This is a genomic window from Streptomyces sp. ISL-96, assembly GCF_018614035.1.
In the GTDB taxonomy this organism is placed as follows: domain Bacteria; phylum Actinomycetota; class Actinomycetes; order Streptomycetales; family Streptomycetaceae; genus Streptomyces.
Genome location: NZ_JAGGPA010000025.1, coordinates 182,220 through 207,682, shown reverse-complemented (window position 1 = coordinate 207,682; position 25,463 = coordinate 182,220). Strand labels below are relative to the sequence as shown.

Below are 25,463 nucleotides of genomic sequence, written 5' to 3'. Positions count from 1 at the left end.
GATGGTGCCAGCCACCACTGACAACGCGGAGGCACGGCAGCGGAAGGAGCGCCGCGCCCCCGCGCGCTCACGCCACCGACGCCAGCTCCCTGCGCCGTGCCCTCTTGGCCTTCGCCAGTGCCTCGGGTGTCAGAACCGGCTGCGGCACCAGAATGCCGCAGCCCGTACAGACCGGGCCGAACCACGGCTCATGCGCCAGCTCCTGCTTCCAGACGATCCTGCTCTCCCCGCACACCGGGCAGTTCGCCCCGGGCTCGGATTCCAGGGCGGCTATCAGCCGGCGCAGTACGCCGCCGAGCGGCGCCACCGGATGGACGGCGGGATCGTCGCACCAGGCAACTCCGCACCCTCCCCAGGTGCGGCGGTGCCAGTCGTCGAAGGAGCCGGGGCGCCGCAGCCCGTCGTGCTTCTCGCGCTTGCGGCGCTGGGCGAACTCCACTTCGTACGCGAGCCAGACAGCCCGCGCCTCTTCCAACTCGTCGAGCGCGGCCACCAGCCGCGCCGGATCGGGCGCCCTGTCCTCTGGTTCGATCCTGTGCCGTGAGCACAGATGATCCCAGGTCGCCCGATGCCCATAAGGGGCAAACCGTTCAAGGCATTTGCGCAGTGAATACCGCCGCAGTGCCAGGTCACACCGCGGGTCGCGCACCTGTCTCGCAAGACTTCGGAAACCGGCCATAGCACTTGCCACCTCCGTCGCTGGTACTTCGGCGTCACAGAGTGGACGTACGGGTGCCCCATTCGGCTCCATCGAAAATCGAATGGACGTCATCAGTGGCGATTTCGAAAAGGTGACGCATGCTCACTTTCCGGCGGACACGTACCGCCAGTAACGTCCGTCGCACCGGCCTCCCCTCCAAGGAGCACGTATGCGACGACGACGCCGTCCCAGTCCCGCCCAGCACAGAACAGCCCTGGCAGCAGCGGTAATCGCACTTGCCGCAGGCATGCTCTCCCCCCTGCCGCAGGCCAGGGCCGACACCGCCCAGAGCCCCGCCCCTGTCACCGATCACTGCCAGAGCCAGTGCGACGACATCCTGCCGCCCGGTCAGAACGGCAACGCAACTCTGGCCGAGATTCTCGCCCACCGCCTCCTCGGCACCCACCCCGCGCACAGCTCCGACCAGATAGCCAAGTACGACGCACTGGTCGCGGGTCACCAGGGCCTGACCGACGACAAACTCACCACCTTCTTCAACGACGCCTCCTTCGGCGTCCCCGACGACCAGATCCGCTCCGTGATCCGCCCCCGCGACGACGTGACGATCACCCGCGACAAGGCGACCGGCGTCCCGCACATCAAGGGCACCACCCGCTACGGCACCGAATTCGGCGCCGGTTACGCGGCGGGTCAGGACCGGCTCTGGCTCATGGACCTCTTCCGTCACATCGGCCGCGGCGAACTGACCTCGTTCGCGGGCGGCGCCCTCGCCAATCAGGGCCTGGAGCAGCAGTTCTGGCCGCAGGCCCCGTACACCGAGGAAGACCTCCAGGCCCAGATCGACCGCATACGGACCACGAAGGGCGCGCGCGGCGAGCAGGCCATGGCGGACGCCCAGGCGTACGTCGACGGCATCAACTCCTACCGGGAGAAGGCCAAGAACGGCCGCTACTTCCCCGGCGAATACGTCCTCACCGGCAAGGTCGACGCCGTCACCAACATCGGAGAGATCAAACCCTTCAAGGTCACCGACCTGATCGCGCTCGCCTCCGTCGTCGGCGGCCTCTTCGGCGGCGGCGGAGGCGGCGAGGTCCAGTCCGCGATCTCGCTGCTCGCCGCGCAGCAGAAGTACGGCGTCGCCGAAGGCACCGAGGTATGGGAGTCCTTCCGCCAGCGCAACGACCCCGAGGCCGTCCTCACCGTCCACGACGGCACCAGCTTCCCGTACGCGGGCAAGCCGGAGAACCCCCGTGGGGTGGCCATGCCCGACCGCGGCTCCGTGACACCCGAGCAGCTCGTCTACGACCGCGAGGGTGCCGCGAAGACAGCCAGGGCGGGCGAGAAGGACCCGGTGAAGGCACCGAAGAGGCTCAAGCCACTCCAGGGCATGTACGACGACGGTGTGCTCCCCGGCGCCGACTTCACGAAGAAGCGCGGCATGTCCAACGCCCTGCTGGTCTCCGGCGAGCACACCGCGAGCGGAAACCCGGTCGCCGTCTTCGGCCCCCAGACCGGCTACTTCGCCCCGCAGCTGCTCATGCTCCAGGAGCTCCAGGGCCCCGGCATCAGCGCCCGCGGCGCCTCCTTCGCGGGCGTCGGCATGTACGTCCAGCTCGGCCGCGGCCAGGACTACGCCTGGTCGGCCACCTCCGCGGGACAGGACATCACCGACACGTACGCGGTGGAGCTGTGCGAACCGGGCGGCGGCGCGCCGTCCAAATCCTCCGCCCACTACCTCTTCCGGGGCACCTGCACCCCCATGGAAAAGCTGGAGAAGCGCAACGCCTGGAAGCCGACCCTGGCCGACTCCACGGCGGCCGGCTCGTACCGGATGCAGGTCTGGCGCACGAAGTACGGCACGGTCACCCACCGCGCCACGATCGGCGGCAAGCCCGTCGCGTACACCTCGCTGCGCTCGACCTACCGGCACGAAGCCGACTCGATCATCGGCTTCCAGATGTTCAACGACCCGTCGTACGTGAAGGACGCCGCGTCCTTCCAGCGGGCCGCGCAGAACATCGACTACGCCTTCAACTGGTTCTACGCCGATTCACGCACCGCCGCGTACTACAACAGCGGCATGAACCCGGTGCGGGCGGAAGGTGTCGACGCGTCGCTGCCGGTGAAGGCGGAGAAGGCGTACGAATGGCTGGACTTCGACCCCCGGTTCAACACCGCTGCCTACACCCCGCCCGCCGAGCACCCGCAGTCCACCGGCCAGGACTACTACATCTCCTGGAACAACAAGCAGGCCAAGGACTTCACCGCCGCGGGCTTCGGCAACGGTTCCGTACACCGCGGCGATCTCCTCGACGACCGGGTGCGGAAGCTGGTCGGCGAGGGCGGCGTGACGCGTGCGTCGCTCACACGCGCCATGGCCGAGGCGGCGGTGACGGACCTGCGGGGCGAGGACGTACTGCCGGAGCTGTTGAAGGTGCTGCGCTCGAAGCCGGTCACCGACCCGGACGTGGCCAGGGGCATCCAGCAGCTGGAGTCGTGGCGCGCCGGCGGTTCCCAGCGCAGGGAGACGGCCCAGGGATCGCGCACGTACACCCATCCCGACGCGGTGCGGATCATGGACGCCTGGTGGCCGCTGCTCGTCGAGGCCGAGTTCAGGCCCGGCCTCGGTGACGAGCTCTACGGCGAACTCACCAGGAGCCTCACCACCGACGAGGCGCCGTCGGCCGGGCACGGCCCGACGGGGGCGCACGCGGGCTCCGCGTTCCAGTACGGCTGGTGGAGTTACGTCGACAAGGACCTGCGCGAGGTCCTCGGGCAGGAGGTCAAGGGGCCGCTGGCGAAGACGTACTGCGGCAACGGGAACCTCGCGGCCTGCCGCGACACGCTCCTCGCCACCCTGAAACAAGCCGTCGCCAAGCCCGCGACGGAGGTCTACCCCGGCGACGACAGCTGCAAGGCGGGGGAGCAGTGGTGCGCCGACTCGATCGTCCACCGGGCGGTGGGTGGCCTCACCCACCCCGCGATGCACTGGCAGAACCGCCCGACCTACCAGATGGTCATCGAGTACCCGTCGCACCGCTGAGGGAACCCACACCGGACCCCGGACGGGCTGAGTGTGGCCGCACTGTGGCCGCACTCGGCCCCTCCGGCGCTAGCCCCCGATCCGGCCCGCAGCCAACACCACCCGGGCCAGCTCCGCGTGCAGGATGTCGCTGTGCGCCCCCGACGGCGGCCCCCCGCGCCGTACGACCGCCGCAGCGTCCACATTCACGCACCCCGAGCCCGGAACCCCGTCCCGCAGCGCCCGCGCCAGCGTGAGCACCGGGGTGTCCCGGACCGCCTGTATCCCGTCGAAGCCGACCGCGCCCCACTTGGCACCCAGCCCGACCACCCCCGCCGAGTCACCCGCCAGCCGCGACGCCAGCGGATAGATGACGCCGAGCGCCGAGTCGTGGCGCGAGTAACAGGCCACCACGGGCCCGTCCACCCGCCGTTCCATCCCCCGCAGCGCCCCACCACTGCGCACCGCGTGCGGCAGCCGCGCGGCAAACGCGTAGTGCGAGAAGGCACCTTGGAGCAACGTCACGGACTTCACGTTCCGTACGTCGCCGGGCAGCCCCCGCAGCGCGAAGGCGACCAGCCGCGCCCCCTGGCTGTGCCCGACCAGATGCACCCGCGTCGACGGCGACGACCGGGCGAGCTGCCCGAGCAGCGGCCCGAGCCCCAGCCGGCCGACCGTCCCGGCCCGCCGCTTCATCTCGTAGTACGTCGCCTGGCGGAGCAGTTCCTTCGCCCCGCTCCAGAACTTCTTCAGGCCGCCGCCGAGCGACAGGGTCTGCGCCGCAGGCTCCGACTCCGACTCCGGCTCCGCGGCACCGGTCTCCGCCAGCGCGGCGGTGAAGTCGCGGCACACGGTGAGCGTGTCGTCGTACAGCATCCGCGGCAGCGCCTCCGACTCCGTGTCGGACGCGTCGGAGGCGTCGGAGGCGTGCACCGCCGTGATTCCCGCTGGGGTTGTTACCCCGGCCAACTCGCGCACGAGCATCCCGAATTCCTCGAACGCCGCCGCTTCCTCCGGCCGCTCGTCGAGCAGTTGGGCCAGCCGCTCCACGATCTGCCCGCGGCCGGGAAAGGCCTCGGCCAGCGCCTGCCGGGTGTGCTGGTCGAGTCCGGGACCGGGACCGGCGTCGGCGGCCGGGACGGCGCTCCGGTCGAAGTCCGGGACCGGTTCGTCCGCGAACCGGATCGACGGCCACACGATGCCCGCATAGCCGAGCCGTACGCCGGGCGAGTCCGCCAGCAGACCGGGAAAGGGGGCGTAGAAACGGTCGTACATCCTGGTCGCCACCGAGCGGTTGCTGTTCCAGCCGTGCGCGAACATCACCAGGTCGGTGACATCGAGTTCCGCCAGCCGCTCGCGCTGACGCGCATTCACATCACCGTCCGCGTCGAACGTGATCTCCCGGTACGGCTCCACACTCACACCCGCCATGGCGCACCCCTCGGGTCCGTGCGGGCCTGCTACCCGCAGGCTCAGCATCCCGCCGGACCGCAGGACTGGCCATACGCCCCGTCGGAGCAGATCGGCGGCGTCGTAGCACCCTCAGCGGTACAGCAGATACTCCCGGCGTACGGAGCTGAACGCCGCGAGGTCGGACCGCCACGCGTCCACCACCTCGCCCGTTCCCGCCCCCGCGTTGATCATCGTGCGGACCCGCGTATTGCCCGTCAGCTTGTCGATCCAGTTGTCGGCCCGCCACGCGAAGCCGCTCCAGCTCTTCTTCGCGGTGATCAGCAGCGCGATGCCGGTGCGCACCGGGTCGTACGCCTCCCGGTCGTGCACATGCAGCTGTACGCCGCCGATCGTCTTCCCCTGGAACTTGGAGAACGTCGGCGCGAAGTACGCCTCCCTGAAGTGCACACCGGGCAGCCCGGCGGCGTTCGCGGTCTCCGCCCACCGGCGGTCGACGCCGTCCGCGCCCAGCAGCTCGAACGGCCGCGTCGTGCCCCGCCCCTCCGACAGGTTGGTGCCCTCGAAGAGGCAGGTGCCCGCGTACACGAGCGCGGTGTCGGGCGTCGGCATGTTGGGGCTCGGCGGCACCCACGGCAGCCCCGTCGAATCGAAGAAGTCGCCGCGCCGCCAGCCCGTCATCCTCACGGTCTCCAGCGCCACCGGCCGCGCCAGGAACTCGCCGTTGAACAGCCGCGCCAGCTCGCACACCGTCATCCCGTGCGCCTGCGCGATCGGCTCGCGCCCCACGAACGTCGCGAACTTCTTGTCGAGCACCGGACCGAGCGCGGCGCGCCCCGTCACCGGGTTCGGCCGGTCGAGCACCACGAACCGCTTGCCCGCGAGGACTGCCGCCACCATGCAGTCGTACAGCGTCCAGATGTACGTGTAGAAGCGCGCGCCCACGTCCTGGATGTCGAAAACGATCGTGTCCACGCCCGACGCCGTGAAGATGTCCGCGAGCGGCTGCCCGCTCTTCAGGTACGTGTCGTACACCGGAAGCCCGGTCGCCGGATCGTCGTAACGCCCCTCCGAGCCGCCCGCCTGCGCCGTGCCGCGAAAGCCGTGCTCGGGTCCGAAGACGGCGGTCAGGTTCACCCGGTCGTCGGCGTGCATGACGTCCACGATGTGGCGTACGTCCGAGGTGATGCCGGTCGGATTGGTGACGACGCCGACCTTCTGCCCCGCCAGGAGCGCGTAACCGTCGGCGGCCAGCCGGTCGAAGCCGGTACGCACCCGCAGGTGCTCGGGGCGGCCGGGGTGCCCGGCGGCGGCCGACGGGGCCGCGGCGCCGAGTGCTCCGGCAGCTCCCACGGCTCCCGCCGCCCCCGTGGCGGCCAGCAATCCGCGTCTGGACAGGTTCATCCCAGGACCTCCGTGATCGGCGCCGTCTGTCATGGCCACGCACGCTAGCGCGCGCGGCGGCGCCGGGGAACGAGGCTGGCACGGCGGGTTGGCGGTGCCCGGCCCCTTCCGCTGCTCCATACCGACCGGTTAGTCTGCCGAGGCTGTCGGCAGGAGAGGTGGGCCTCAAGGATGAGCCAGTTGAGTCAGTTCCAGGACGCGGGAGTCGTCGTCACCGGTGCGGGAGGCGGCATCGGAGCCGCCCTCGCGCGCAGATTCGCGGCCGAGGGGGCACGGGTCGTCGTCAACGACCTCGACGCGCAGAAGATCAAGGCGATCGCCGACGAGACCGGCGCCACCGCCGTCGCGGGCGACGCCTCCGCGATCGTCGAAGAAGCCCGGGAGGCACTCGGCGGCAAGGTCGACGTGTACTGCGCCAACGCGGGCCTCGCCTCGCCCGGCGACGCCTTCGCCGACGAGGCGGTCTGGGCCGCGGCCTGGGACGTCAACGTCATGGCCCACGTGAGGGCGGCAAAGGCGCTGCTGCCCGACTGGCTGGAGCGCGGCAGCGGCCGGTTCGTCTCCACCGTCTCGGCGGCCGGCCTGCTGACCATGGTCGGCGCGGCCCCGTACAGCGTCAGCAAGCACGGCGCGCTCGCCTTCGCCGAGTGGCTCTCGCTGACCTACCGCCACCGCGGCGTCAAGGTCCACGCGATCTGCCCGCAGGGGGTACGCACCGACATGCTGACCGCCGCGGGCTCGGCCGGCGAGCTGGTCCTCGCGCCCACGGCGATCGAGCCGGAGGACGTCGCCGACGCGCTCTTCGACGGCATGGCGGCCGACCGCTTCCTGATCCTGCCGCACGCCGAGGTGGCCGGGTACTACCAGGCACGTGCCGGGGACCCGGACCGCTGGCTGGGCAACATGAACCGCCTTCAGCAGAAGTGGGAAGAGGCAGCCCGGTGAGCGGGACGACGAGCCGGTCGATCTATTCCGCCAAGCCCTGGCTCGCCCAGCTCACCGACGCCCAGCGGGCGCCCGTGGATCCGCCGGCCACCCTGCTGCACGCCTTGAAGAACGCGGTGAACCGCGCGCCGGACCACCCGGCCCTCACCTACTTCGACGGCCGCCTCACCTATCGCGAGACCGACGAGCTCTCGGACTCCGTCGCCGGCCACCTGGCCGCCAAGGGTCTGCGGCACGGCGACCGGGTGGCGGTCATGCTCCAGAACAGCCCGCACTTCGTCATCGCGCTGCTCGGCGCCTGGAAGGCCGGCGCCGTCGTCGTACCGCTCAACCCGATGTACAAGTCGGCCGAGGTCGGCCACGCGCTCGGGGACGCGGAGGCGACCGCGCTGATCTGCTCGGACCGCGCGTGGGAGGCGTACCTGCGCGAGACCGCGCCGGCCTCTTCCGTACGCATCGCCCTCACCGCCTGCGAACTCGACCTCCAGACCAGGAACGACACCCGGGTCCTGAACTTCGAGCGGGCGGCTCCGGCTTCCGACGCGGACGACCTGCTGACCATCGCCCGCCAGGGCCTCACGGCCCCGGCGGACCGCGAGCTCACGGCCACCGACGTGGCGCTGATCAGCTACACCTCGGGCACCAGCGGCACCCCCAAGGGCGCCATGAACGTCCACGGCGGGATCATGCACAACGCCGAGCGCCAGCGCATCGGACACCGCATCGCCGGGGGTTCGGCGTACTTCGCACTGGCGCCCCTCTTCCACATCACCGGCATGGTCTGCCAACTGGCCGTCTGCGTCGCCAACGCCGGCACGCTCGTCCTCGCCTACCGCTTCCAGCCGGGCGTCGTCCTCGACGCGTTCACCGAGCACCGCCCCGCCTACACCGTGGGCCCCGCCACCGCCTTCATGGCGCTCGCCGCGACCCCCGGAGTCACACGGGAGCACTTCGAGTCCTTCGAGGTGATCTCGTCGGGCGGCGCGCCGGTGCCGCCGGCCCTGGTGGAGAAGTTCCGGGCGGGATTCGGCCCCTACATCCGCAACGGATACGGCCTCACCGAGTGCACCGCGCCCTGCGCGTCCGTGCCGCCGGAGAAGGAAGCCCCGGTGGACCCGGCCTCGGGGACGCTTTCGGTGGGCGTGCCCGGCCCGGACACGGTCGTACGTATCGTCGACGAGAAGGGTGCGGACGTGCCCTTCGGCGAGCAGGGCGAGATCGCCGTCAGCGGCCCACAGGTCGTCCCCGGCTACTGGCGCCGCCCCGAGGCGACCGCCGAGGCCTTTCCGGGCGGCGAACTGCGTACCGGTGACATCGGGTTCATGGACGAGGACGGCTGGCTCTACGTCGTCGACCGCAAGAAGGACATGATCAACGCGTCCGGCTTCAAGGTCTGGCCGCGCGAGGTCGAGGACGTCCTCTACACCCACCCGGCGGTGCGCGAGGCGGCCGTCGTCGGCATTCCCGACGCCTACCGGGGGGAGAGCGTGAAGGCGTACGTCAGTCTGCGCCCCGGAGCGGAGGTCGCGCCCTCGGAGATCTCGGCGTACTGCGAGGAGCGGCTTGCGGCGTACAAGTACCCGCGCGAAGTGGAGATCCTGCCGGAACTTCCCAAGACGACGAGTGGGAAGATCCTCAGGCGGGAACTGCGTTCCCGTTCCTGAACCCTCATTTTTCGGTTGTTTCGACGAAAGGCAGGTGGCGGCACATGGCCAGGACGACGGACGGAAGCGGCATCCCCGTCCCCCAGCGGCTGCTGGCCGCCGCCACCCGCCTGTTCGCCGAGCGCGGCTACGACCGCACGTCGGTGCAGGAGATCGTCGAGGCGGCCGGCGTCACGAAGGGCGCCCTCTACCACTACTTCGGGTCCAAGGACGACCTGCTGCACGAGGTGTACGCCCGTGTCCTGCGGCTCCAGCAGGAGCGGCTCGACGCGTTCGCGGACGCGGACGCGCCGGTGGAGCGGCGGCTGCGGGACGCGGCGGCGGATGTGGTGGTCACGACCATCGAGAACCTCGACGACGCGTCGATCTTCTTCCGGTCCATGCACCACCTGAGCCCGGAGAAGGACAAGCAGGTGCGGGCGGAGCGGCGGCGGTATCACGAGCGGTTCCGGGCGCTGGTCGAGGAGGGGCAGCAGGCGGGGGTCTTCTCGACGGCGACGCCGGCGGATCTGGTGGTGGACTACCACTTCGGGTCGGTCCACCACCTGTCGACGTGGTACCGGCCGGACGGCCCGCTGACGCCGCAGCAGGTGGCGGACCATTTGGCGGATCTGCTGCTGCGGGCGCTGCGGCCGTAGGGGGCTGGCGCCGCGGGGCATTCCCCGGGCGTGGCCTCAAATCCAGCTCAGCCAAATCCAGCCCCTCCTGCGTTTGAGGAGCGGGGTCTGGGGCAGCGCCCCAGTTCGGGAAGGGGCGGGGTGGGGAAGAAGCCCGCCGCAGGCGCACCGCAACCCGGCCCGCCCCACCCCCGGCCGGGGCTAGACGTACCGCCCCAGCTCCCGCCGCGCCAGCGACCGCTGATGCACTTCGTCCGGCCCGTCCGCCAGCTTCAGCGTCCGCGCCCCCGCCCAGAGTTCCGCGAGCGGGAAGTCCTGGCTGACTCCGCCCGCGCCGTGCAGCTGCACCGCCTTGTCGATGATGTCGACGACCGCCCGCGGCGTAGCGATCTTGATCGCCTGGATCTCCGCGTGCGCCCCGCGATTGCCGACCGTGTCCATCAGCCACGCCGTCTTGAGCACCAGCAGCCGCAGCTGCTCGACGCTCACCCGCGCGTCCGCGATCCAGTTGTGTACGACGCCCTGCTGGGCGAGCGGCTTGCCGAAGGCCTCGCGCGACACCGCCCGGCGGCACATCAGCTCGATCGCCCGCTCGGCCATGCCGATCAGCCGCATGCAGTGGTGGATCCGGCCGGGGCCGAGCCGCGCCTGGGCGATGGCGAAGCCGCCGCCCTCCTCGCCGATCAGGGCAGAGGCAGGCACCCGCGCCCCGTCGAAGACGACCTCCGCGTGGCCGCCGTGGTAGTGGTCCTCGTACCCGTACACCTGCATCGCGCGCCGGATCTCGACGCCAGGCGTGTCACGCGGCACCAGCACCATCGACTGCTGACGGCGGACGTCCGAACCGTCCGGATCGGTCTTGCCCATCACGATGAAGATCTTGCAGTCGGGGTTCATCGCCCCGGAGATGTACCACTTGCGCCCCGTGACGACGTACTCATCGCCATCCCGCTCGATCCGCGTCTCGATGTTCGTCGCGTCCGACGAGGCGACCTCCGGCTCGGTCATCGCGAAAGCCGACCGGATCTCGCCCGACAGCAGCGGCTCCAGCCACTGCTTCTTCTGCTCGTCGGACGCGAATTGCGCCAGCAGCTCCATGTTCCCCGTGTCCGGCGCCGCGCAGTTCAGCGCCGTGGGCGCCAGTTGCGGGCTGCGGCCGGTGATTTCGGCGAGCGGCGCGTACTGCAGGTTGGTGAGCCCGGCGCCGTACTCCGCGTCCGGCAGGCTGTGCTGGTTTACAAAGAAGAGGTTCCACAGGCCCTGCCTGCGCGCCTCCGCCTTGAGGTCCTCCACGACCTGCGGCGTGTCCCACGGCGACGCGAGCAGCTCACGCTGCTCGTGCGCGACCGTCTCGGCCGGGTACACGAAGTCGTCCATGAAGGCGAGGAGCTTGCCGCGGAGCTCTTCGGTCCGTGCGTCGTATGCGAAATCCATGGTGGTGTCTCAGCCTTCCTGAAGGGTGGTCAGGCCGTGCTCGATGAAGACGGGCACGAGGTCGCCGATCCGGTCGAACCCGGCGCCGACGGTCTGCCCGAGCGTGTAGCGGTAGTGGATGCCTTCGAGGATCACGGCGAGCTTGAACCAGGCGAACGCCGTGTACCAGGCGATGGCTGAGGTGTCCCGGCCGGACCCGGCGGCGTACCGCTCGACGATCTCGCGGGCCGACGGGTGACCGGGCGCGCCGGCCGTCGTGGAGACGGGGGAGTCGGGCAGCTCCAGCTCGTGGCTGTACATCACGAGCAGCCCGAGGTCGGTGAGCGGGTCGCCGAGGGTCGACATCTCCCAGTCGAGGATGGCGTTGATCCGGTCGTCGGCGCCACCGATCAGGACGTTGTCGAGACGGTAGTCGCCGTGTACGACCGTGGGTGCGGGGGAGTCGGGCAGCGAGCGCCCGAGCGCCGCGTGCAGCTCGTCGATGCCGGGCAGTTCGCGGTTGCGGGAGGCGTCGAGCTGCTTGCCCCAGCGGCGCAGCTGCCGGTCGAGGAAGCCCTCGGGACGGCCGAAGTCGCCCAGACCCACCGCCTCCGGATCCACGGCGTGCAGGGCGACGAGGGTGTCGACCAGGCCGAGTACGGCGGCACGGGTACGTTCGGCGCCCAGCGCGGCGAGCTCGTCGGCCGTACGGTACGGAACGCCCTCGACGTACTCCATGACGTAGAACGGCGACCCGATGACCGACTCGTCCTCGCACAGCAGCAGCGGCGCGGGCACCGGCACATCGGTCGGGTGCAGCGCGCTGATCACCCGGTACTCGCGCTTCATGTCGTGCGCGGTAGCCAGCACATGGCCGAGCGGCGGCCGCCGCACCACCCACCGGGACGTGCCGTCCGTGACGGCGTACGTCAGGTTCGACCGGCCGCCCTCGATGAGCCGGACGCTGAGCGGTCCGCTCACCAGCCCCGGCCGCTCGCGGTCGAGATGACCGCGCAGCTGCTCGGGATCGAGACCTGGCGGGTGGACTGCGCTCATGGGGGCACCTCCGAGGGCGAATAGAACAGCGTCGCGACTCATCATGCCGACCAGTCGGTATGCCGTCCAGTGTGCCGACGTACCCCGAGACGCGGATCACGCGTGGCAGGCGACCGGCTTCCCGCCGTTCATCGCCGCCATGTCGCCGAAGACGACGACCGGATCGAGCGGCGAGCCCTCCGGCAGGCCGTCCAGTTCGGCGTACGCGCGGTGCAGATTGGCGACGAGCCGCTCGCTCTCGCGGAGCTCGGCGAAGGCGCCGAGGTCGGCCTCCTGGGCGGTCTCCAGGGGCGTACGGCCCTTGGCGTGCCCGGCCTCGGCGAGCTCGGCGACGTACCGCAGATAGCTCTCCGTCGCGTCGTACGCCGACGGGTCCGTCACGGGGCCGTGGCCGGGGACGACCGTCTCGGCGCCGAGCGAGCGGAGCATATCGAGGGCACGGAGCGACCCGCTCAGCGATCCCATCGGGACGAACGGCGTGCCGCCCTGGAAGATCAGATCACCGGTGAAGACGATCCCGTACTCCGGCAGGTGAACGATCGAATCGCCGGTGGTGTGCGCGACGCCCGGGTGGATCAGCCGCACCTCTGTCCCGCCCGCGCGAACGGTGAGCCGCTCGCTGTACGTGAGGGCGGGGGCGGTGACGGTGATGTCACCGAAGTCGTTGTCCGGCCACATCAGGTGCAGCTGGAGCCCGGCGGCGAGGACTTCGGCGCGGCAGGTGTCGTGCCCGATGATCGTGGCTTCGGGTACGAAGACGCTGTTGCCGTAGGTGTGGTCGCCGTGGTGGTGCGTGTTGACGACGGTGCGGGGGAGCGGCGCGCCGGTCGCCAGGAGCGCTTCGCGCAGGGCGTGCGCGCGGCGGTCGGTGGCCGCGGTGTCGACGAGCAGGGTCGAAGTGCCGTCGCTGACGAACCCGGCGTTGTTCAGGCACCAGCCGCCGTCCGGCTGGATGTACGCGTGCACTTCGGGTGCGAGCTGAACGACGTACGGGTCCGTGGCAGGCACTGAGGTTCCCCCGGGTCGGGTCGGGTTGGGCTGGGTTGGGTTGGTCAATGGCCGAACTGGCCAGGGAGAGCCTGCCAGTTCGTGCCCGCCCGGGGGAAGGGACGTCCGGGTCAGGGGCCTCCCGCTCAGTGATCGTCCCAGTGGCCGTCGTGAGCTGCGTGGCGGTGGCCGTCGTGTACGTAGTCGACGTGATCGCCGTGTGTGACGGCACTGTGCCCGCAGTTCTTGCCGTGCTCATGGGTGTGACTGCCGTGCGTGACGTGATCCGTGGACTCGCATTCGTCCCAGTGTCCGGAGTGCTCGCGGTGCATGTGCCCGTTGTGCGCGTAGTCGGTGTGATCGCCGTGCGGCACCGCGACGTGCCCGCAGACCGGACCGTGCACGTGCTCGTGAGTGGGGTGCTCCTGATGAAGGGCGGTCATTATGCTCACCTCTGGTGCGATTCCGGATACTTTGCGATAGCTCCAGGCTAGTCCCGGACGACCGCTTCATCCGTCTCCCATCCCTGCGCCGCGGCGAATTCGTCACCGTGTTCCGCGGACCACTTGCCCAGCGCCCGGATCGGTTCGAGGAGGCCGGCGCCGAGCTCGGTCAGCCCGTACTCGACACGCGGCGGCGCCTCTGCGTAGGCGCGGCGCTCCACCAGGGCGTAACCCTCCAGGCGGCGCAGCGTCTGGTTGAGGACCTTGGCGCTGATGCCGCCGATCTCGGCGCGCAGCTCGCCGGGGCGGCGCGGGCCCTCGCCGAGCGCGTAGATGACGACGGCGTTCCAGGTGTTCGCCAGCAGGTCGAAGCCGAGCCTGGCCCGGCAGTCCGCGAGCAAGCCGTTCACAACCACTCCCCCCGCACGGTCCGTTGGGCACCGATCGGTAACCAACGGATCTCCTAGCGTCCTGTCCCGACACGTTACGCGGGAGAGGAACACACATGCGCATCGGAATTCTCGGTACGGGCAGCATGGCGGACGCACTCGGCACCCAGTGGTCCAGGGCGGGCCACGAGGTGCTGGTCGGCGGCCGCTCGGCGGACCGCGCGGCCGGACTCGCCGGCCGTATCGGCGGCCGGGCGGGCACGCTGCGCGAGGCCGCCGCCTTCGGGGACGCGACGCTGCTCGCCGTCCCGCACGACAGTGTGCCCGCGGTCCTGAAGGAGGCGGCGGGCACAAACGAAAGCGGCGGCGGCGGCGTACTGCGCGGCCGCGTCCTGATCGACTGCACCAACGCGGTCGGTCCCGGCTTCGTCCTGACGACACAAGGCGGCCCAGGCGCGGCCGAACGTATCGCCGGCGCGACCGGCGCGCACGTCGTCAAGGCCTTCAACCACTGCGCGGACAGCGTCTGGCGGCTGACCCCGCCCGCCTTCGCCGACGGACCGCTGGCTGTGCCGCTGTGCGGGGACGACGAGGGGGCGCTGGAGACGGTACGGACGCTCGTCCGGGACATGGGCTGCGTGCCGCTGGCCGCGGGGGGCCTCGACCGGGCGGTGTACGTCGAGACCGCGACGGCCTTCCTCATCGGGCTGTGGGTGAGCGGCGAGGACCCGCGCCGGATGCTGCCGCCGTTGGAGGCGGCCACCGCCTGACCCCTTGAGCTACGGCCCGGCTCGTCAGACGACGATCGCCACGGCGAACCCGGCGAGGGCGATCGTGCAGGCAGTCACCGTCATCGCGGCGCGCACCGACATCGGCGCCGGCCTGGCCGTGCTGCCGACGGCCTGGATGCGGTGGTGGGCGACCCGCAGGAAGCCCAGCCAGACCAGCGCGCAGAGCGCCGTGGCGATTACCCCGGCCGCGCCGATCTCGTCATGGACCGCCTGCTTCGCCGCCAGTACGGCCACCACCGTGCAGGCCAGCGTGGTCCTGCGCCAGGCGAGCCGGGTCCGCTCCGGCTGAAGACCGGGGTCCCTGGCGGGGCCCGCTGCGGAGTCGGGGTCGGTGGGGCCGGTCAATTGCGGCCGTCCCGGCCGAAGAGGACGACCACGACCATGACGACGGCGACGAGGGCCACCACGAGGCTCAGCACGGTCGGGAAGCGGGTGACCGGGAGGTCGTCACCGCGCCGCATGGCCTGCTCGCAGCGCACCCAGTAATTGACCGCCCGCAGCGCGCACAGCACACCGGCCGCCAGCAGTCCGAGCGCCATGCCGGCGCGCACGCCCCAGGAGAGTCCGGGCAGGAACTGATCGACCGCGAAGCCGCCGCCGATGAGAGCCAGCGCGGTACGGATCCAGGCGAGGAAGGTGCGCTCGTTGGCCAGCGAGAAGCGGTAGTCGGGGGTCTCGCCCTCTTCCCGGATGCGCTGCGGCGCGAACCAGAGCCGCAGACTCCGCACGAACTCGATCACGCGCCGCACCTTACCGGGCGGAGGAGGTGCGGTCAGGCCTGCCCGGGGTCTGACGAGGGCAGCGGACCGGGGCCTGCGTACGCGCGCAGCCGTTCCCACGCCGCGAGACCGTCCGGCACCCACTCCCACTCCGACTCCGGTTCGGCGAGCCGCCGCTCCAGCTCTGCTCGGGTCAGGAAGCCGTGCCACGCGACCTCCTCCGCCTGCGGATTCACCGGGAGATCGCACCGCACCTCGTAGACGTACGACCACCAGGTCTGCGTGCCGTCCGCGCTCTCGTAAAGGAACTTGAACAGCGGTACGGGCGCTGGCAGCCCGGACACGCCCAGCTCCTCCTCCGCCTCCCGCAGCGCCGCCTCGTCGTACGACTCGCCCGCGCCGACGACCCCGCCCACGAACATGTCGTACATCGACGGGAAGACCAGCTTCACCGGCGTCCTGCGGTGCACGAAGTACCGGCCCTCGCCGTCCCGCGCCAGGACGAAGACGCAGCGATGGCGCAGGCCGCGGGCGTACACCTCGCCGCGCGGGGCCTGTCCGACGACTTCGTCGTTCGCGTCGACGACGTCCAGAATCTCGTCAGCGGGAGTCACGGGAGTCATACGGCCCATCCAACCTCACCGCCATGTACCCACCGGTTGACGCCCCGCCCGCCTCTGCCGAAGATCTGACGCACGAGTAACTTCTCACTCCACTTAGCCCCGGCAAGGACGGAAACCATGGCGTACGACGCTGATGTGATCGTGATCGGGGCCGGCCTGGCAGGCCTGGCGGCCACCGCGGAACTCGTCGACGCGGGCCGCAAGGTGATCCTGCTCGACCAGGAGCCCGAGCAGTCCATCGGCGGTCAGGCGCACTGGTCCTTCGGCGGGCTTTTCTTCGTCGACTCGCCCGAGCAGCGCCGCATGCGCATCAAGGACAGCCGCGACCTCGCACTCCAGGACTGGCACGGCACGGCCGGCTTCGACCGCGAGGAGGACCACTGGCCGCGCAAGTGGGCCGAGGCGTACGTCGACTTCGCGGCCGGGGAGAAGCGGGCGTGGCTGCACGGGCAGGGCGTGCGCTTCTTCCCGGTGGTGGGGTGGGCCGAGCGCGGCGGTTACGACGCCACCGGGCACGGGAACTCCGTACCCCGCTTCCACATCACCTGGGGCACGGGCCCCGGCATCGTCGCCCCCTTCGAGCGCCGCGTGCGCGACGGGGTGGCCCGTGGCCTCGTCCAGTTGAGGTTCCGCCACCGCGTCACCGGCCTCGCGCGCAGCGCCGGGTCCGTGGACACCGTCACCGGCGAGATCCTGGAGCCCTCGGCCGCCGAGCGCGGGGCCGCCAGCAGTCGCGAGGCGACCGGGTCCTTCGAGCTCAGGGCGCAGGCGGTGATCGTCACCTCGGGCGGCATCGGCGGCAACCACGATCTCGTACGCGCCAACTGGCCCCAGCGGCTGGGCACCCCGCCCGCCTCGATGCTCTCCGGCGTACCCGCGCACGTCGACGGCCTGATGCTCGGCGTCACGGAGGCGGCCGGCGGGCGCATGATCAACCGCGACCGGATGTGGCACTACACGGAGGGCATCCAGAACTGGAACCCGATCTGGGCCAAGCACGGCATCCGCATCCTCCCCGGCCCCTCCTCCCTCTGGTTCGACGCCCGCGGCAAGCGGCTGCCGGTACCCCTCTTCCCCGGCTTCGACACCCTCGGCACGCTCGACCACATCATGAAGACGGGGTACGACTACACCTGGTTCGTCCTCGACCAGAAGATCATCGGCAAGGAGTTCGCGCTCTCGGGTTCCGAACAGAACCCGGACCTCACGGGCAAGTCCGTCCGCGACGTCATCGGCCGCGCACGGGCCGATGTCCCCGGCCCGGTCAGGGCGTTCATGGACAAGGGCGCGGACTTCGTCGTCGAGAAGGACCTGTCCGCGCTGGTCCGCGGCATGAACGCGCTCACCGAGGAGCCGCTGATCGACGAGGCGGAGCTGCGCCGTGAAATCATCGCCCGCGACCGGGAGGTCACCAACACCTTCACCAAGGACCTCCAGGTGATGGCGATCCGGGGCGCGCGCAACTACCTGGGCGACAAGCTCATCCGTACGGCCTCGCCACACCGCATCCTCGACCCGAAGGCGGGCCCGCTCATCGCCGTACGCCTGCACATCCTCACCCGGAAGTCGCTCGGCGGCCTGGAGACCGACCTGTCCTCGCGGGTGCTGACGGAGGGCGGCGGCGTACTGCCGGGCGTGTACGCGGCGGGGGAGGCGGCGGGCTTTGGTGGCGGCGGCGTCCACGGCTACCGCTCCCTGGAGGGCACGTTCCTGGGCGGCTGCCTCTTCTCCGGCCGTACGGCGGGCCGTGCGGCGGCGAGGGCGGTGGCGTGAACGCCGGACGCGGCGGGGCCATCGTCCCCGGCACCTCCCGCTTCCTCACGCGGGAGATCCGCCGGGCACCCACGTCCTGAGGTACTGCGCGACATCCAGCGGGAAGAAGCCCGTCGCAGTCGCCCCGCCTACGCCGGCCCCGCCGCCCCGTCCAGCCGCTCCACGACCCGGAAGCGCTCCGCGACGATCATCGTCGTGTCGTCGACCGTGAACTCCGGGTCGCCCAGCGCCTCCCGCATCTCCTCGCCGTGCCAGAACCTCTCGTGCCCCGCACGCCAGTCGGCCACCGACGTGTAACCCTCGCCCTCGTCCAGCGCGTGCTGGAGACCGACGTCGCCGAGGGCCAGCACTCGCACCTCGGTCAGCTCGATCACCGCCACCTCGCGGCCGCCGGAGTCGATCACCACGGAGCGCTCGCCGACCGGCGGCAGCTCCTCCTTCTCCGCCTCGTACTCGGCGAGCAGACCGGTCGTCGAGACCTTCTCGCCGTCCAGTACGGCTGCGACCAGCCGGTCCCGCAGCGGCCCGGGGAAGGCGAGCAGACACGGTGGCAGCGACGAGTGCTGAGTCATGGGCCAAGACTAGGCCCTGCGGAGAGCCGGGTAAGCGGTTACGGCAGGTCAGTGCCGTTTCAACTACCCCGGCACCGCGCAAAGTTGGTTTAGACCGCCCTTGACGTGGAGTACCCCCTACCGCTTTGCTGTGCGTGATCAAACGCTCGCACTCTGCGCCGTGGAGGACCCGCGGATGCCCCCACCTCCGCCACCCCTCGGCCGCTCACGCCGCCGTACCGACCGCTTCTTCGACCCGGCCCTCGACGACGCCGAACTCGTCACCGTACGCGCCCAGCTGGCCCAGGGCCGCTGGACCAGAGCCCGTTCCCTGCTCGCCGAGACCGGCGACGACTGGGACCGCCGGAGCCACCGTTTCGTCGTACTCGCCCAGGCCACCGGCGCCGCCGCCTGGGCCGGTGACTGGCTGCTCGCCGAACCCGAGAGCGCCGACGCCGTCACCCTCATCGCCTGCGCCACCGTCCTCGGCGCACTGCGCCGCAAGGAACCCGAGGACCGGGCGCGCGCTGCCTGCCGCCGCGCCGCCGAGTGTTCACCGGCAGACCCGACCCCGTGGCTCGGCCTGCTGCTCCTGGCCCGCTGGCTCGGTACGGAGGAGGAGGTCGCCCAGCTCTTCGACCAGGTGCGGCTGCGCCACCCGGAGCACCACCACGCCCACCACCTGATGGCCGCCCGCCTCGCCGAACGCAGACCGGACATAGGCAGCGACCCCCTCCACGAGGTGTACGACTTCGCCGCCTGGGCCGCCGAACAGGCCCCCGCCGACTCCCCGCTCGCCGTACTCCCCGTGGTGGCCCACGCCGAGCGCTACCGCGCCCTCGCCGTAGCGGGCCAGGTGCCGAAGGACCCCGCGGCCTCCGGCCACTGGTCCGGCCGCCGCGCCCGCCAGGTGATGAAGGCGGCGTTCGACTGGTGGCTGGAGTGGGAGCACGAGGGCCACCCGCGCCGCCTCATCGACCTCAACTACCTGGCCCACGCGAAGCTCTGCGAGGGCAGGCCCGCCGAGGCGGCCGCCCTCCTCAACCGCATAGGCCCGCACGCCACCGAGGCCCCGTGGTCGTACCCCGACCGGGACCCGCAGCAGGCCTTCCGCGCCGCGCGCAGCGCCGCGCTCGGGATCGCATGACGCAAGCGCAGGACCCAGCAGTCCGACCTCACCCACCGAAGCGAAGGGACAATCCCGCCATGTCGACGGGCAGTTCGAGCACGAGCGAAAGAAGCAGAGACACCGGCACCAGCGAGATCCGTACGTACAAGGGTCAGGAGCGGGCCCTGCGAGCCGGCCGTCTGGGCACCACGGGCCTCCTCCTCTCGGTACTGGCCGCGAGCGCCCCGCTCATGGTCGTCGCCGGTGTCATGCCCACCACATACGGCCTGATGGGCGTCGTCGGCCAGCCCCTCCTCTTCGTGATCCTCGGCGTGGTCCTGATGCTGTTCAGCGTCGGATACGCCGAGATGAGCCGGCACGTCCACAACGCCGGCGCCTTCTACGCCTACATAGCCCGCGGCCTCGGCCCGACCGCCGGCGCCGGAGCCTCCCTGGTCGCCCTCGTCGCGTACAGCGCCATGCAGGTCGGCATCTACGGCATCCTCGGCTTCGAGATCTCCGGGATCTTCGCCACCTACCTCGACATCACCATCGCCTGGTGGATCCCCGCCCTCGTCGCGGTAGCGGTCGTCGGCGCGCTCGGCTGGCTCAAGATCGACCTCAACGCCAAGGTGCTCGGCGTCCTGCTGGTCGTCGAATGCGCGCTCGTCGTGATCTTCGACGTCGCCGCGATCGCCGATCCGGCCAAGGAGGGCCTGTCCCTCCAGGCGTTCAACCCGGAGACCCTGACCGGCGCCGGACTCGGCACCGCGCTCTGCTTCTGCATCGCCGCCTTCGTCGGCTTCGAGCAGGCCCCGGTGTACGCCGAGGAGACCAGCCGCCCGCAGATCGTCGTCTCGCGCGTGATGTTCCTCGCCGTCGGGTACGCCGCGCTGTTCCTCGCCCTCAGCGCGTGGGCGCTCAGTGTCGCCACCGGGCCCGGCCAGATCGTCAAGGTCGCGGGGGAGCAGGGGCCCGGACTCCTCTTCACCCTCACCGAGAGCAGGCTCGGCTCCACCTTCACCGACGTACTCCACATCCTCTTCGTGACCGGCATGTTCGCCGCTCTCCTCAGCTTCCACAACGTCGTCGCGCGGTACGCGTTCGCCATGGGCCGCGAGGGCCTGCTGCCGGCCTCCTTCGGGCGTACGAACAAGACGAGCGGCGCACCCGCCGCCGGTTCCCTGCTCCAGTCCGGTGTGTCCGTGGTCATCGTCCTCGCCTTCGCGTTCACCGACGACACCCAGGCCGGCGACCCGACCGTGCCCGTGCTGCACCTGTTCACGTGGATGGGCAACGTCGGCGCGCTCGGCGTCATCCTGCTGATGGCCGCCGCGTCGTTCGCGGTCATCGCCTTCTTCGTACGCCGCGGGGCCGGCCGCGCGCAGGCGGGACGCCTGGTGGCCTCGGGCATCGCGGCAGTCGCTCTGCTGGTCATCGCCTTCTACACGGTCAAGGACTTCGACGTGCTGGTGGGCGCGGGCCCCGGCTCCGCCCTCAGCTGGATCCTGCCGGGCATCATCGGCGTCGCGCTCGTCGGAGGCCTGGTGTACGGCGCGGTGCTGCGCTCGGTGAAGCCCGAGGTGCATGCCCGGATCGGGCTGGGCAACGAGGCGTTCCAGCTGGAGAAGCAGGCCACGGAAGTCTGACGGAAGTCTGACGGACACCCGTGGTCGCTGGCTCTTGGCGGCCGCGGGTGTCCGAATTGTTCTGTGACTCCTCAACCACCGGCCGCCGGCCCGGACGGCGGTGGCGCACCCGTCGGCCGCCGCGTCGTCCTCGGCATGCTCGGCCTCGGTGCCGCGGGCCTGGCCACCGCGCCGTACCTCCAGAACGGCCTCGAAGCCGTCCTCGGCTCCGCCGCCGACAAGGACCCCACCGGCCTGACCGGCCTCCTCCCGAACGGCGGCGGTTTCCGCTTACTACTCGGTCGCCTCCTCCGTGCCGCGCAAGGGCCCGGAGAACTACCGGCTGAAGGTCGACGGCCTGGTCGACAGGCCCACCACGTACACCCTCGACGACCTGCGCGCGATGGAGCAGACGCGCATCGTGCGTGACGTCCAGTGCGTCACGGGATGGCGGGTGCCCCAGACGCCGTTCGAGGGCGTACAGCTGTCGCGGCTGCTGGCCGCCGCAGGTGTGAAGCCGCGAGCCAAGGCGATCCGCTTCACCTGCTTCGACGGTACATACAGCGAGAGCCTCACACTCCAGCAGGCCCGCAGGAAAGACGTACTGGTCGCCCTGCGCATGCAGGACAAGCCACTCAGCCACTCGCACGGCGGCCCGGTGCGGCTGTACGTCGCGCCCATGTACTTCTACCTCTGATCTTGGCCAGTGCTCCGCCGTTTACCTTCAGGGCGGGGGTGAAGGCCATCTTTGCCACCGGAGGCACGAAGCGCCGCAGGTCCCTGCTAGGGTACGAATAAGCGCTAGCGATAACCAAGTTGGCGAAACTCGGCAGGTCACCGACCTGCCCGGCGGTCGGGAGGATCGTCGTACGGGCGGACGTAAGAGCCGTCAAACCCGCCGGAGCAATCCAGGAGGGAATCTCCCGGCTTCAGCCGGGAGAGAGCTTCAAAAGTCGGCGAAATGGCTCTCCGGCATCACCGTCACGCCCGAGGTGCGGCCCGGCCACTGGGAGCAGCGCGGCTATGACGTCGGCGCGTGGGTCGGCCGTTCGAACGGACGCGACGATGCTCCTACGGTCTGGACCGCCCACGCGTCTCAGGCGCTTCAGCCGCTCCGAGCCCTGAGTGCACCGTGCCAACGCCGGCCAGAAGCTCTACGCGGGCTGGATCGCGGGCGCGGTGCTGGTGATGCTCGGCACCGGGCTGCTGATGTGGTTCACCGACCTGGCCCCGCTGGTATGGCGTACGAGCGCCACCTTCGTCCACGACTGGCTCGCCCTCGCCATGGGCATCGTGATCGCGGGGCACATCGGGATGGCCCTGATGCGGCCGGAGTCCCGGCGCGGCATGCGCACCGGGACTGTCGACCGCGAATGGGCGGAGCTGGAACACCCGCTGTGGGCGGAGGAGTTGAAAAAGTCCCCCAGCCACTCCCCAGACCTAAAGGACGAGTGACAACAGCAGGACGAAGCCCAGCGAGACCACCGAGATGATCGTCTCCATCACCGACCAGGTCTTGATCGTCTGGCCGACGTCCATGCCGAAGTATTCCTTCACCAGCCAGAATCCCGCGTCGTTGACGTGGCTGAAGAAGAGCGAGCCCGCACCGACCGCGAGCACCAGCAGCGCCGCGTGCGACGCCGACATGTCGGCCGCGAGCGGGGCGACGAGACCGGCGGCCGAGATGGTGGCCACGGTCGCCGAGCCCGTCGCGAGCCGGATGGCGACGGCGATCAGCCAGGCCAGCAGCAGCGTCGGAATCGCCCAGTCCGCGGAGAAGTCCAGGATCATCTGGCCGACGCCCACGTCGATGAGCGTCTGCTTGAAGCCGCCGCCCGCGCCGACGATCATCAGCACGCCCGCGATCGGCGCGAGTGACTTCTCGACGGTCGAGGACAGCCGCTCCTTGGTGAACCCGGCGGCGCGGCCCAGCGTGAAGAGTCCCACCAGTACGGCGGCGAGCAGCGCGATCAGCGGCGAGCCGATGACGTCCGTAACCCGCTGAACGGCGTTCTCGGGGTTGTCGACCACGATGTCCACCAGCGCCTTGGCCAGCATCAGCACGACCGGCAGCATCACGGTGGCCACGGTCGCGCCGAAGCCCGGACGGCGCTCCAGGTCCTCGGACGGACGCTGAAGAACCATCTTCTCGGGCACCGGTACGTCGACCCAGCGGGCGGCGTACTTCGAGAAGACCGGCCCCGCGATGATCACCGTCGGGATGGCGACGAGCACACCGAGCCCCAGCGTGAGGCCCAGGTTGGCGTCGATCGCGTCGATCGCGACCAGCGGACCGGGGTGCGGCGGGATCAGCCCGTGCATCACGGACAGGCCGGCCAGCGCCGGGATGCCGATCCGCATGAGCGAGTAGTCGCCGCGCTTGGCGACGAGCAGCACCACCGGGATCAGCAGCACGATGCCGACCTCGAAGAAGAGCGGCAGACCGATGATGCTCGCGATCAGCACCATCGCCCACGGCATCACACGGCCGCTCGCCTTGGCAAGAATCGTGTCGACGATCTGGTCCGCGCCGCCGGAGTCGGCGAGCAGCTTGCCGAGGATCGCGCCGAGGGCGATGAGCACGCCGACGCCCGCGACCGTATTGCCGAGGCCGGTCGAGAAGCTGGTGATGGCCTTGTCGAGCGGGGCGCCCGCGAACGCTCCGAGCGCGAGCGAGCCGATGGTCAGCGCCAGGAAGGCGTGGAGCTTGAACTTCGTGATGAGCAGGACGATGACGGCGATGCCGGCGAGGACGGCTATCCCCAGCTGGCCGTTGCCCGCCGAGGTGATCGGCTCGACGGCGCCCGCTGCCAGCGTCTCGACGCTGAGACTGGTCACGGCTCTCTACTTTCTGAAATCTTGGGAGTCTGGGGAGTCTTGGCTGTCGAGCCGGCGCAGGGCCGCGACGGCTCGTTCGATGATGTCGTCCACAGACCCCGAGACGTCCACGGAGACGCCCGCCTCGTCCTCCTGGAGCGGTTGCAGGGCGGCGTACTGCGAATCGAGCAGCGCGGTCGGCATGAAGTGGCCCCTGCGCTCCCGCATCCGCTCCTCGATCAGCTCCCGGTCGCCCGTGAGGTGCACGAATAGGGCGTCGGGGGCGGCCGCGCGCAGCCGGTCGCGGTAGGCCCGCTTGAGCGCGGAGCTGCTCACGACGCCGCCGAGCCCGGCCCTGCTGTGTGCCCACTGGCCGATCGCGTCGAGCCACGGCCACCGGTCCGAGTCGTCCAGCGGGGTGCCGGCCGACATCTTGGCGATGTTGGCCGGCGGGTGGAAGTCGTCTCCCTCGGCGTACGGGACGCCGAGCCGGGCGGCGAGCAGGGGACCGATGGTGGTCTTGCCGGTCCCTGCCACGCCCATCACCACGACGACGTGGGGACTGTTCATGAGTGGAGTGCCTCGCTGTCTTCTTCGACATCGGTCCGTCGCGCTACTGAAACCCATTAGTACGACGTATTCAAGCCCCGTGACATAAACGTCGTACTTATTCTTGGCGAAGGTCGCCCCGTAGGCTGATCCCCATGACCAACCAGGCCCGGGGACTGCACGCCCAGCTGCTGGAAAGCCTCGGTCCCGCGATCACAGCCGGTGAGTATCCGCCCGGCAGCGTGTTGCGTACGGACGAGCTCGCCCAGCGCTTCGACGTGTCGCGCACGGTGATCCGCGAGGCGGTCCGGGTCCTGGAGTCGATGCACCTCGTGGAGTCCCGCCGCCGGGTGGGCGTGACCGTACGCCCCACCGAGGAGTGGAATGTCTACGATCCGCAGGTGATCCGGTGGCGGCTGGCCGGCGCCGACCGCCCCCGCCAGCTGCGCTCCCTCACCGTCCTGCGGTCGGCCGTGGAGCCGGTGGCGGCCGGGCTCGCCGCGCAGTTCGCGACGCCGGAGCAGTGCGCGGCGCTCACCGAGCACGCCCTGGGCATGGTCGCGACCTCACGCGGCCGCCAGCTCGACGCGTACCTCGTGCATGACATCGCCTTCCATCGCGTCGTACTGCGTGCATCGGGCAATGAAATGTTCGCGCGGCTCGGCGATGTGGTGGCCGAGGTGCTCAGCGGACGCACCAGGCACCAGGTGATGTTCGAGGATCCGGACCCCGCGGCCGTCACGCTGCACGTCCAAGTCGCCGAAGCGGTAAGGGAAGGCGACGCGGTACGGGCGGAACGGCTGACCCGCGAGATCGCGGTCGGGGCACTCCAGGAGCTCGACGTACTGGCCCCATAATTCGCCCGGAATGTCCACCTCATTACCCTCCCATTC

Annotated in this window: 23 protein-coding genes and 3 pseudogenes; 12 read left to right on the top strand and 14 right to left on the bottom strand. The window is 70.5% G+C overall.

All coding sequences use genetic code 11. The annotated features are described in order from the left end of the window. Positions 1-67: 67 nt before the first annotated feature. The gene (locus J7E96_RS17535; protein WP_215132561.1) at positions 68-679 is read right to left on the bottom strand and encodes a hypothetical protein; all 612 of its coding nucleotides are present in this window, start codon (positions 677-679) and stop codon (positions 68-70) included. A 190-nt stretch (positions 680-869) separates the two neighbouring features. Here J7E96_RS17535 and J7E96_RS17530 point away from each other — a divergent pair, with 190 nt between their 5' ends. Then, positions 870-3,704, top strand: a complete 2,835-nt coding sequence (locus J7E96_RS17530) for a penicillin acylase family protein (RefSeq protein ID WP_215132560.1) — start codon at positions 870-872, stop codon at positions 3,702-3,704. A gap of 69 nt (positions 3,705-3,773) precedes the next feature. On the opposite strand, the gene J7E96_RS17525 is transcribed toward J7E96_RS17530, so the two are convergent. Together J7E96_RS17525 and J7E96_RS17520 are read right to left on the bottom strand one after the other, a co-directional pair. After that, entirely contained in the window at positions 3,774-5,114 is a 1,341-nt protein-coding gene (locus J7E96_RS17525; RefSeq protein WP_215132559.1) for a serine-threonine protein kinase, read from the bottom strand. 111 nt (positions 5,115-5,225) lie between these two features. Beyond that, entirely contained in the window at positions 5,226-6,497 is a 1,272-nt protein-coding gene (locus tag J7E96_RS17520; RefSeq protein ID WP_215132558.1) for an exo-beta-N-acetylmuramidase NamZ domain-containing protein, read from the bottom strand. 171 nt (positions 6,498-6,668) lie between these two features. Here J7E96_RS17520 and J7E96_RS17515 point away from each other — a divergent pair, with 171 nt between their 5' ends. From J7E96_RS17515 to J7E96_RS17505, 3 genes are read left to right on the top strand one after another with little or no spacing between them, the layout of a single operon-like run. After that, complete coding sequence (locus J7E96_RS17515) at positions 6,669-7,442, top strand: SDR family oxidoreductase (RefSeq protein ID WP_215132557.1); 774 nt, start codon at positions 6,669-6,671, stop codon at positions 7,440-7,442. Then, positions 7,421-9,106: an AMP-binding protein gene (locus tag J7E96_RS17510; RefSeq protein ID WP_215132556.1), complete on the top strand. Its 1,686-nt coding sequence runs from the start codon at positions 7,421-7,423 to the stop codon at positions 9,104-9,106. Before J7E96_RS17515 ends, J7E96_RS17510 begins: the two co-directional genes overlap by 22 nt. A gap of 44 nt (positions 9,107-9,150) precedes the next feature. Beyond that, positions 9,151-9,744 carry a TetR/AcrR family transcriptional regulator gene (locus J7E96_RS17505; protein ID WP_215132555.1) on the top strand — a complete coding sequence of 198 codons (594 nt, stop codon included), beginning with the start codon at positions 9,151-9,153 and terminating at the stop codon, positions 9,742-9,744. A 180-nt stretch (positions 9,745-9,924) separates the two neighbouring features. Here J7E96_RS17505 and J7E96_RS17500 read toward each other — a convergent pair whose 3' ends face one another. From J7E96_RS17500 to J7E96_RS17480, 5 genes are all read right to left on the bottom strand, one after another. Continuing rightward, positions 9,925-11,157: an acyl-CoA dehydrogenase family protein gene (locus tag J7E96_RS17500; RefSeq protein ID WP_215132554.1), complete on the bottom strand. Its 1,233-nt coding sequence runs from the start codon at positions 11,155-11,157 to the stop codon at positions 9,925-9,927. A 9-nt stretch (positions 11,158-11,166) separates the two neighbouring features. Further along, positions 11,167-12,192 carry a phosphotransferase family protein gene (locus tag J7E96_RS17495; protein WP_215132553.1) on the bottom strand — a complete coding sequence of 342 codons (1,026 nt, stop codon included), beginning with the start codon at positions 12,190-12,192 and terminating at the stop codon, positions 11,167-11,169. 96 nt (positions 12,193-12,288) lie between these two features. Continuing rightward, positions 12,289-13,200, bottom strand: coding sequence for an MBL fold metallo-hydrolase (locus J7E96_RS17490; RefSeq protein ID WP_215132552.1), 912 nt, complete (start codon positions 13,198-13,200; stop codon positions 12,289-12,291). Positions 13,201-13,325: 125 nt separating this feature from the next. Continuing rightward, positions 13,326-13,622 (bottom strand): hypothetical protein, encoded by a 297-nt coding sequence (locus tag J7E96_RS17485; RefSeq protein ID WP_215132551.1) that lies wholly within the window; start codon positions 13,620-13,622, stop codon positions 13,326-13,328. Positions 13,623-13,669: 47 nt separating this feature from the next. After that, entirely contained in the window at positions 13,670-14,032 is a 363-nt protein-coding gene (locus J7E96_RS17480; protein WP_308296005.1) for a helix-turn-helix domain-containing protein, read from the bottom strand. 95 nt (positions 14,033-14,127) lie between these two features. Between J7E96_RS17480 and J7E96_RS17475 the strand changes: the two genes are divergently transcribed. Continuing rightward, a complete protein-coding gene (locus tag J7E96_RS17475) occupies positions 14,128-14,781 on the top strand; it encodes an NADPH-dependent F420 reductase (RefSeq protein WP_215132549.1) in 654 nt (217 codons plus the stop codon). A 24-nt stretch (positions 14,782-14,805) separates the two neighbouring features. Here the strand turns inward: J7E96_RS17475 and J7E96_RS17470 are convergent, their stop codons facing one another. Genes J7E96_RS17470 through J7E96_RS17460 form a run of 3 tightly spaced genes read right to left on the bottom strand, consistent with a single transcriptional unit; the run spans position 14,806 to position 16,135 of the window. Beyond that, positions 14,806-15,147 carry a DUF202 domain-containing protein gene (locus tag J7E96_RS17470; protein ID WP_215132548.1) on the bottom strand — a complete coding sequence of 114 codons (342 nt, stop codon included), beginning with the start codon at positions 15,145-15,147 and terminating at the stop codon, positions 14,806-14,808. Next, on the bottom strand, positions 15,144-15,542 hold the full coding sequence (locus J7E96_RS17465) for a DUF202 domain-containing protein (RefSeq protein WP_215132547.1): 399 nt from the start codon (positions 15,540-15,542) through the stop codon (positions 15,144-15,146). Before J7E96_RS17465 ends, J7E96_RS17470 begins: the two co-directional genes overlap by 4 nt. A 32-nt stretch (positions 15,543-15,574) precedes the next feature. Beyond that, on the bottom strand, positions 15,575-16,135 hold the full coding sequence (locus J7E96_RS17460) for an NUDIX domain-containing protein (protein ID WP_215132668.1): 561 nt from the start codon (positions 16,133-16,135) through the stop codon (positions 15,575-15,577). Between the two features lie 126 nt (positions 16,136-16,261). On the opposite strand from J7E96_RS17460, the gene J7E96_RS17455 reads away from it, so the two are divergent. Next, on the top strand, positions 16,262-17,917 hold the full coding sequence (locus tag J7E96_RS17455; RefSeq protein WP_215132546.1) for an FAD-binding dehydrogenase: 1,656 nt from the start codon (positions 16,262-16,264) through the stop codon (positions 17,915-17,917). A 128-nt stretch (positions 17,918-18,045) separates the two neighbouring features. On the opposite strand, the gene J7E96_RS17450 is transcribed toward J7E96_RS17455, so the two are convergent. Beyond that, a complete protein-coding gene (locus tag J7E96_RS17450) occupies positions 18,046-18,489 on the bottom strand; it encodes an ASCH domain-containing protein (protein ID WP_215132545.1) in 444 nt (147 codons plus the stop codon). 175 nt (positions 18,490-18,664) lie between these two features. On the opposite strand from J7E96_RS17450, the gene J7E96_RS17445 reads away from it, so the two are divergent. The 5 genes and pseudogenes from J7E96_RS17445 to J7E96_RS17430 form a co-directional block, all read left to right on the top strand. Continuing rightward, positions 18,665-19,615, top strand: a complete 951-nt coding sequence (locus J7E96_RS17445) for a hypothetical protein (protein WP_215132544.1) — start codon at positions 18,665-18,667, stop codon at positions 19,613-19,615. Between the two features lie 59 nt (positions 19,616-19,674). Then, positions 19,675-21,225, top strand: coding sequence for an APC family permease (locus tag J7E96_RS17440; RefSeq protein WP_215132543.1), 1,551 nt, complete (start codon positions 19,675-19,677; stop codon positions 21,223-21,225). Between the two features lie 135 nt (positions 21,226-21,360). Continuing rightward, positions 21,361-21,895 (top strand): annotated as a pseudogene (locus tag J7E96_RS17435) (molybdopterin-dependent oxidoreductase); the annotation flags it as partial. A gap of 259 nt (positions 21,896-22,154) precedes the next feature. After that, positions 22,155-22,283: pseudogene (locus J7E96_RS37480) on the top strand (oxidoreductase); the annotation flags it as partial. 58 nt (positions 22,284-22,341) lie between these two features. Beyond that, positions 22,342-22,659: pseudogene (locus J7E96_RS17430) on the top strand (cytochrome b/b6 domain-containing protein); the annotation flags it as partial. Here the strand turns inward: J7E96_RS17430 and J7E96_RS17425 are convergent. Next, the gene (locus J7E96_RS17425; RefSeq protein WP_215132542.1) at positions 22,645-24,042 is read right to left on the bottom strand and encodes a gluconate:H+ symporter; all 1,398 of its coding nucleotides are present in this window, start codon (positions 24,040-24,042) and stop codon (positions 22,645-22,647) included. The pseudogene J7E96_RS17430 and the gene J7E96_RS17425 sit on opposite strands and share 15 nt — an antisense overlap. 6 nt (positions 24,043-24,048) lie before the next feature. Beyond that, positions 24,049-24,591: a gluconokinase gene (locus J7E96_RS17420; protein ID WP_215132541.1), complete on the bottom strand. Its 543-nt coding sequence runs from the start codon at positions 24,589-24,591 to the stop codon at positions 24,049-24,051. A gap of 134 nt (positions 24,592-24,725) precedes the next feature. Here J7E96_RS17420 and J7E96_RS17415 point away from each other — a divergent pair, with 134 nt between their 5' ends. Further along, entirely contained in the window at positions 24,726-25,427 is a 702-nt protein-coding gene (locus J7E96_RS17415) for a FadR/GntR family transcriptional regulator (RefSeq protein ID WP_215132540.1), read from the top strand. Positions 25,428-25,463: the final 36 nt, after the last annotated feature.

Bases quoted from the DNA above. Each gene is read 5' to 3' on its own strand.
- J7E96_RS17505 (WP_215132555.1), top strand. From the start codon at position 9,151: ATGGCCAGGACGACGGACGGAAGCGGCATCCCCGTCCCCCAGCGGCTG.
- J7E96_RS17530 (WP_215132560.1), top strand. From the start codon at position 870: ATGCGACGACGACGCCGTCCCAGTCCCGCCCAGCACAGAACAGCCCTG.
- J7E96_RS17520 (WP_215132558.1), bottom strand. From the start codon at position 6,497: ATGAACCTGTCCAGACGCGGATTGCTGGCCGCCACGGGGGCGGCGGGA.
- J7E96_RS17450 (WP_215132545.1), bottom strand. From the start codon at position 18,489: ATGACTCAGCACTCGTCGCTGCCACCGTGTCTGCTCGCCTTCCCCGGG.
- J7E96_RS17475 (WP_215132549.1), top strand. From the start codon at position 14,128: ATGCGCATCGGAATTCTCGGTACGGGCAGCATGGCGGACGCACTCGGC.
- J7E96_RS17485 (WP_215132551.1), bottom strand. From the start codon at position 13,622: ATGACCGCCCTTCATCAGGAGCACCCCACTCACGAGCACGTGCACGGT.
- J7E96_RS17535 (WP_215132561.1), bottom strand. From the start codon at position 679: ATGGCCGGTTTCCGAAGTCTTGCGAGACAGGTGCGCGACCCGCGGTGT.
- J7E96_RS17455 (WP_215132546.1), top strand. From the start codon at position 16,262: ATGGCGTACGACGCTGATGTGATCGTGATCGGGGCCGGCCTGGCAGGC.
- J7E96_RS17420 (WP_215132541.1), bottom strand. From the start codon at position 24,591: ATGAACAGTCCCCACGTCGTCGTGGTGATGGGCGTGGCAGGGACCGGC.
- J7E96_RS17415 (WP_215132540.1), top strand. From the start codon at position 24,726: ATGACCAACCAGGCCCGGGGACTGCACGCCCAGCTGCTGGAAAGCCTC.
- J7E96_RS17500 (WP_215132554.1), bottom strand. From the start codon at position 11,157: ATGGATTTCGCATACGACGCACGGACCGAAGAGCTCCGCGGCAAGCTC.
- J7E96_RS17495 (WP_215132553.1), bottom strand. From the start codon at position 12,192: ATGAGCGCAGTCCACCCGCCAGGTCTCGATCCCGAGCAGCTGCGCGGT.
- J7E96_RS17515 (WP_215132557.1), top strand. From the start codon at position 6,669: ATGAGCCAGTTGAGTCAGTTCCAGGACGCGGGAGTCGTCGTCACCGGT.
- J7E96_RS17525 (WP_215132559.1), bottom strand. From the start codon at position 5,114: ATGGCGGGTGTGAGTGTGGAGCCGTACCGGGAGATCACGTTCGACGCG.
- J7E96_RS17445 (WP_215132544.1), top strand. From the start codon at position 18,665: ATGCCCCCACCTCCGCCACCCCTCGGCCGCTCACGCCGCCGTACCGAC.
- J7E96_RS17440 (WP_215132543.1), top strand. From the start codon at position 19,675: ATGTCGACGGGCAGTTCGAGCACGAGCGAAAGAAGCAGAGACACCGGC.